Origin of the sequence: Nonomuraea terrae, assembly GCF_004348995.1 — a bacterium.
Lineage (GTDB): Bacteria > Actinomycetota > Actinomycetes > Streptosporangiales > Streptosporangiaceae > Nonomuraea > Nonomuraea terrae.
Window position 1 is genome coordinate 1 of the sequence record NZ_SMKQ01000354.1, and the last position, 5,035, is coordinate 5,035.

Genomic DNA, 5,035 nt, shown 5'->3' on the forward strand with positions numbered 1-5,035 from the left:
GACCTTGGGCGCGGCCCTGGCCGCTGCCGAACACCTGCCGAGCCAACTGGCCACCCCGTTGACCCAGGCCGCGACGACGGCGTTCACCAACGGGATCAACACCACCGCGGTGGTCGGAGCAGTCCTCCTGGCTCTCACCGCGGTCACGGCCACCATCACACTGCGCGACGTCCAGCCCGACGTTCCGAACTGAGTGTCGGTACGGCCTGCCACCATGTCCCGCGTGACGACAACCGGCCTCTTGGCCCCGTTCCAGTGGCTCAACGTGTCCGAGAACGCGGGCGGCGGCCCACTGGGCGTGATCTACAGCGTGGCCTTCCTCCGCGGCCTGGACCCCGCGGAGGTGGTGCGCCGCTTCAGCCGCGGCGAGGACTCCGGCCAGGAGTCCGATTTCGGCGGACTCAACGACAAGGCGTACGAATTCATCAACAAGACGGGCGGCGGGAACGGCGGCGGCTACGTGGGCGTCTTCGATCCGGCGAGTGATCGGTGGCCATCGAGCCCTACGGCTGGATGGCCACCGACCACGAGGTGGTGACCAGGCTCTCACGGGGCTGCGACATGCTGGCGGTCACCCGCCACGACTACGCCGCCGAGCACAGCTTCGAGTACGCGATCGACGGCACCATCGTCACCGGCTACCGCCTGCGGCACCCGCACGACCGCTACGGCTCCGCCCCCGACCGGCTCAACACCTTCATGCGGGAGCTCGGCATGCGACTGGACAACCCACCGGACGAGGCCGCCTGGGACAACAACTACTCCACCGCCGCACCAAGAGGCTTCGCCCTGGCGGCGAAGGTCACCGGCGTACCGCTCACCCCGGACATGCTCGACCGCCCCCTGCTCGTGGGCCCCATCGCGGAAAGATGACCCTCTGATCCGGCTCCCCTGGGCACCCCGAGGGGCGGGGCACGCCTCCCGCCGCAGGCTGTGTGGCCCCTGCGGGCGGTTGGTGGTTCCCCAGCTTGGGACGGCCTGTAGCCGATCATCGGCGAGTGTGGTCACGTGGGACGCGTTCACGAGTGCGCAAGCCGTGTGGTCCCCGACTTCTCCCGCGGGTCTCGCCGGCGGCATGGCGTCGCAGCGGCGCTCCCTCTCCTCGTCGTCCCACAGTTCGCCATCCGGCCGACAGCTAGGCGGAGCGGGTATGGCAGCGCAGCGGAGAGCCTACGTATCGGCCCTTCCACGCAGATAGTCGCGCAGCACGACGGCCTGATTGTGCTCGGTGTCCCTGGCGGAGTACAGCAGCGTCACCGGGCCCTTCCTGGCAGCGTCGAGCAACGGCCGCACAGCCTCGCTGTGCTGGTCCAGCTCGGCGCGGTAGCGCTCGGCGAACTCCGCGAACCGCTCCGGCCGGTGCCCGAACCACTGGCGCAGCTCCGCCGACGGCGCCACGTCCCGCGCCCATCCGTCGAGCCGCAACTCGTCCTTGCGCACCCCGCGCGGCCACATCCGATCCACGAGGAACACCGCGCCCTTGGCCTGCTCGTGGTCGTAGACGCGCTGGATCTCGATCTCCCCCATGAGGAGATGATGCTCAGCAGCCCGGCGCTCCGAACGTGTCGGCTCGCCGGGCCTGACCGACGCTTTGGCGGCGACGGGTGAGGGAGTGTGGGGATCGGTAGGTTGATCCATGTTGGTGGATGTCGGGCTGTCTCGATGTGACGAGCGGGAGTCCGGGTGCGGGAACAGTTGATCAGACGATCGAGGCGGCGCGAGTGAGTGGCGCCACGACGTTGGACCTGTCCCGTCGTCGGCTTCGCCGGGTGCGGGAGCCGGTGCGTGATCTCACCCATCTCAACCTGTCCGGCAACCAGCTCACCGAGTCGCCGGACTGGGTGGGCGAACTCACCTCCCTCACGAACCTCTACTCGTCCGGTAACCAGCTCGCCGCGTTGCCGGACTCGTTCGGTAACCTCGCCAAGCTCACCCAGCTCCGCCTGGGGGACAACAGGCTTGCCGGATTGCCGGAGTGGTTCAGGAATCTCACCCTCCCTCACCCGTCTCCATCTGAGGGACAACCAGCTCAGCGAACTATCCGTGAACCTTCCGGACCGGACCAGGATCTGGAGCGGCTGAGGCGCTTTCGGCGGAAGAGAAGCGCTTAAGGCGCACCGGCGGCAACAGCGGAAGGACAAGCAGGCGGCTGGCCACAAGTGGCAGGATCACGGGCTTGTCTTCGCCTCGCTCGTCGGCACACCGCTCGACGCCCACAATGTCAGACGAGCGTTCCGGAAGATCGTCAAAGATGCCGGGATGCCCGCGTACTCCTGGACCCTCGGGGATGCGGCGCAGCTCGCCTCGCTGCTCTCCGACTCAGGCGTCCCCCTGGAGGACATCGCTCGGCTGGTCGGCCACAGCGGGACGGCGGCTATAGAAGCTGCCTACCTCAAGCAGATCTGCCGCGTTTCCTGCCAGGAGCGGCTGCGATGGACGCGCTCTTCGCCCGGTAGTCACTCATGAATGCGAAAGGGTGTCACCCTAGTGAGTGACACCCTGCTCGACCAGCGTCGATCTGGTCGGGACGACAGGATTTGAACCTGCGACCCCTTGACCCCCAGTCAAGTGCGCTACCAAGCTGCGCTACGTCCCGGTTGTGTCGATCGCCCCCTGCGGGGCGGGACGTCATAACCTTAGCGCACATCGGAGGTGCGCGCGTACACGGAAAGCGGGAGGCGGCCGGGTGGGGCGGAAGGCGACCATCGATCGTGAGGAACTGGCCAGGCTCGTCGCCGAGGGCATGAGCGTGCAGGATCTGGCCGCTCATTTCGGGGTGAGCGAGTCCGGGGTGTTGCAGGCGAAACGGGCCGCCGGACTGGTCAAGCCGATGCTCGACCACAGCGCCGCCGTCCCGTGGAAGCTGGCCCGTGCGCACAGCCAGTCCGGGCCGGCCACCAATCTGCGGAACCTGTCGGCGGCGGCGCAGGGCAAGCCACCGGCGGCCGAGAGGCTGAACACCGCGCTGCGGTGGGCGCAGCGGCTGGTGGACTCCGGGCTCGACGTCCGGTACGACCCCGCGGAGGGGTTCAGTGAGGCCCCCGCTCCCCCAGAGGGCTCACATGTCGCAAAGGTGCTCGCAGCAGCGCGAAAAGGCATAGAAGGCGGCTGATACACAAGTTTTACCTGGCTGTACGAGGGCAGTCGCTGGTCTCAACACAGAGACCGGAGGCGAAAATCATGACCACCTGGGCATGGGTGGCCGTCGTCGTGGTCGTGGTGGTGGCGCTCGCCGCAGTGGGCTATTTCATGCTGCAGCAGAACAAGCGCCGCTCCCATCTGCGCGAACGCTTCGGCCCCGAGTACGAACGCGTGGTAGCCGAGCGCGACAACCGCCGTGAGGCGGAGCAGGAGCTGCTCGATCGCGAGCAGCGGCACGCGGAGCTGGACATCCGTCCTCTCCCCGAAGAGGCACGCGACACGTACGCCAATCGCTGGACCGAGGTCCAGGAACGCTTCGTCGACGCACCGGCGTTCGCGGTGACAGAGGCCGACCAGCTGGTCACGGCCGTCATGGCCGAACGCGGTTACCCGACGGAGAACTTCGAGCAGCGGCTGTCCGACCTGTCGGTGGGGCACGCGGCGACGCTCGACCACTACAGAGCGGCTCAGGAGATCAGCGGCCGGGCGGCCAGGAAGGAGGCCTCCACGGAGGACCTCCGGCAGGCCATGGTGCACTACCGCGCGCTGTTCGAGGAGCTGCTGGAAGAGACTCCCCGAGGACGGTGAACGATATGACAGGCGACGAGCTCAAAGTGCCGTCGCAACGCAGAGACGAGACCGAGGCCCGTGACGGCACGGACAGGGATCGGTCCCCCATGGATCACACCGACAGCGACCGCATCGACGCGGACGCGACCGTCCGGGATCGCGGCGACGCGGACGTGACGGGCCGGGACCCGGACGCCAGGGACGGCGTCGGCACGGCCGGCGACGTCACGCACGAGTCCGGCGCGGAGCGGCGGAACGACCTCGCCGACGACGACGAGGAAGCCCGCCGCAGGACGGACCACGCAACGGCAGGCGAGGACGGGCGCGATCCGGGGTACGCCGGTGACCCGGCCGCCCGGAGCCCGCGGCACGACGACGAGTACGCGGCCGCTGTCCCCGGCGCCGTCACGCCGGCCCACGGGATCCCCGCGACCGCCGTCGAGGCGGACGTCCTCGAGGACCCGGCCTACCGGGATCCGTACGCCCGGACGGACGGCGACCTGCCGGCCGAGCCGGGGGACGCCCGTCCCGCCGGTGAGGCGGCGCCGGCGCACGCCGCGCCCGACGAGATCTTCCTGTTCGACCAGGATCCGACCGAGGTGCAGGCGCGCTGGCGCGACGTGCAGGCGTCCTTCGTGGACGACCCGGGCGAGGCGGTCCAGCGGGCGGACGGGCTGGTGGAAGAGGTGGTGGAGTCCCTCACCAGCACGCTGACCAGCCGAACGGATGCCCTGCGCGGCCGGTGGAAGGACGCCGGGAGCGCCGACACCGAGGAGTTGCGGCAGGCGTTCCGCGAGTACCGGAGCGTCCTGGAGCGGCTGCTCGCCCTGTCCAGCAAGTCCCCCAGTCAGTATCAGAGTCAGGAAACGAGGTGACATGACATGCTCGCGATCGTCGCAGCGATCATCTTCGGGCTCGGCTTCCTGCTCGATCTCGTAGGCGCGTCGATTCCCGGCGGGTTCTCCGGCATGACGTTCGTCCTGCTGGGGCTGGCACTGCTGGCCCTGCACCAGGCAGGCGTCGGCACGGCGAGCATCCGCACGGGGTCCGGCAACTGGCGCGGCAGAGCCCGCCGGTAAAAGCCGGTGACTCGAAGCCGGTGACTCGAAGCCGGTGACTCGAAGCCGGTGACTCGGACGGTTGAGTGAAGCCGCCGGCGCGGCGTCCGCTGACAGGGCCCGCGCCGGCGGCCACCGACGCGGCTCACGAAAGCAGAGGAGTCAGCCGTCCTTGCCGGGGAAGCGCATGACGACCGTGCTGCCCTGAAGGCCGACCCGCAGCGTCAGGTCGGACGACAGCAGGCGGGCGACCCACAGCCCCATCC

Annotated in this window: 8 protein-coding genes, 1 tRNA gene and 1 pseudogene; 8 read left to right on the forward strand and 2 right to left on the reverse strand. The window is 69.1% G+C overall.

The window, feature by feature from the left end; translation table 11 throughout:
- The 3 genes and pseudogenes from E1286_RS48675 to E1286_RS49725 form a co-directional block, all read left to right on the forward strand.
- Positions 1-193, forward strand: a pseudogene (locus E1286_RS48675) (MFS transporter); the annotation flags it as partial.
- Between the two features lie 30 nt (positions 194-223).
- Complete coding sequence (locus tag E1286_RS49720; RefSeq protein WP_223190942.1) at positions 224-538, forward strand: hypothetical protein; 315 nt, start codon at positions 224-226, stop codon at positions 536-538.
- Positions 490-873, forward strand: coding sequence for a DUF6461 domain-containing protein (locus E1286_RS49725; RefSeq protein ID WP_223190943.1), 384 nt, complete (start codon positions 490-492; stop codon positions 871-873). The genes E1286_RS49720 and E1286_RS49725 overlap by 49 nt, the downstream gene beginning before the upstream one ends.
- Positions 874-1,170: 297 nt before the next feature.
- On the opposite strand, the gene E1286_RS45920 is transcribed toward E1286_RS49725, so the two are convergent.
- On the reverse strand, positions 1,171-1,527 hold the full coding sequence (locus E1286_RS45920; RefSeq protein ID WP_132623515.1) for a DUF488 domain-containing protein: 357 nt from the start codon (positions 1,525-1,527) through the stop codon (positions 1,171-1,173).
- 119 nt (positions 1,528-1,646) lie between these two features.
- On the opposite strand from E1286_RS45920, the gene E1286_RS52295 reads away from it, so the two are divergent.
- Positions 1,647-2,111: a leucine-rich repeat domain-containing protein gene (locus E1286_RS52295; protein ID WP_425464801.1), complete on the forward strand. Its 465-nt coding sequence runs from the start codon at positions 1,647-1,649 to the stop codon at positions 2,109-2,111.
- A 408-nt stretch (positions 2,112-2,519) separates the two neighbouring features.
- Here E1286_RS52295 and E1286_RS45930 read toward each other — a convergent pair.
- Positions 2,520-2,596: transfer RNA gene (locus E1286_RS45930), tRNA-Pro, on the reverse strand.
- Positions 2,597-2,686: 90 nt separating this feature from the next.
- Here E1286_RS45930 and E1286_RS45935 point away from each other — a divergent pair.
- The 4 genes from E1286_RS45935 to E1286_RS45950 all read left to right on the forward strand — a co-directional run bounded on the left by E1286_RS45935 (position 2,687) and on the right by E1286_RS45950 (position 4,790).
- Positions 2,687-3,112, forward strand: coding sequence for a helix-turn-helix domain-containing protein (locus tag E1286_RS45935; protein WP_132623517.1), 426 nt, complete (start codon positions 2,687-2,689; stop codon positions 3,110-3,112).
- 68 nt (positions 3,113-3,180) lie between these two features.
- Entirely contained in the window at positions 3,181-3,729 is a 549-nt protein-coding gene (locus tag E1286_RS45940) for a hypothetical protein (protein WP_132623519.1), read from the forward strand.
- An 89-nt stretch (positions 3,730-3,818) separates the two neighbouring features.
- Positions 3,819-4,586: a hypothetical protein gene (locus E1286_RS45945; protein WP_132623521.1), complete on the forward strand. Its 768-nt coding sequence runs from the start codon at positions 3,819-3,821 to the stop codon at positions 4,584-4,586.
- Positions 4,587-4,592: 6 nt separating this feature from the next.
- Entirely contained in the window at positions 4,593-4,790 is a 198-nt protein-coding gene (locus tag E1286_RS45950; RefSeq protein ID WP_132623523.1) for a hypothetical protein, read from the forward strand.
- Positions 4,791-5,035: the final 245 nt, after the last annotated feature.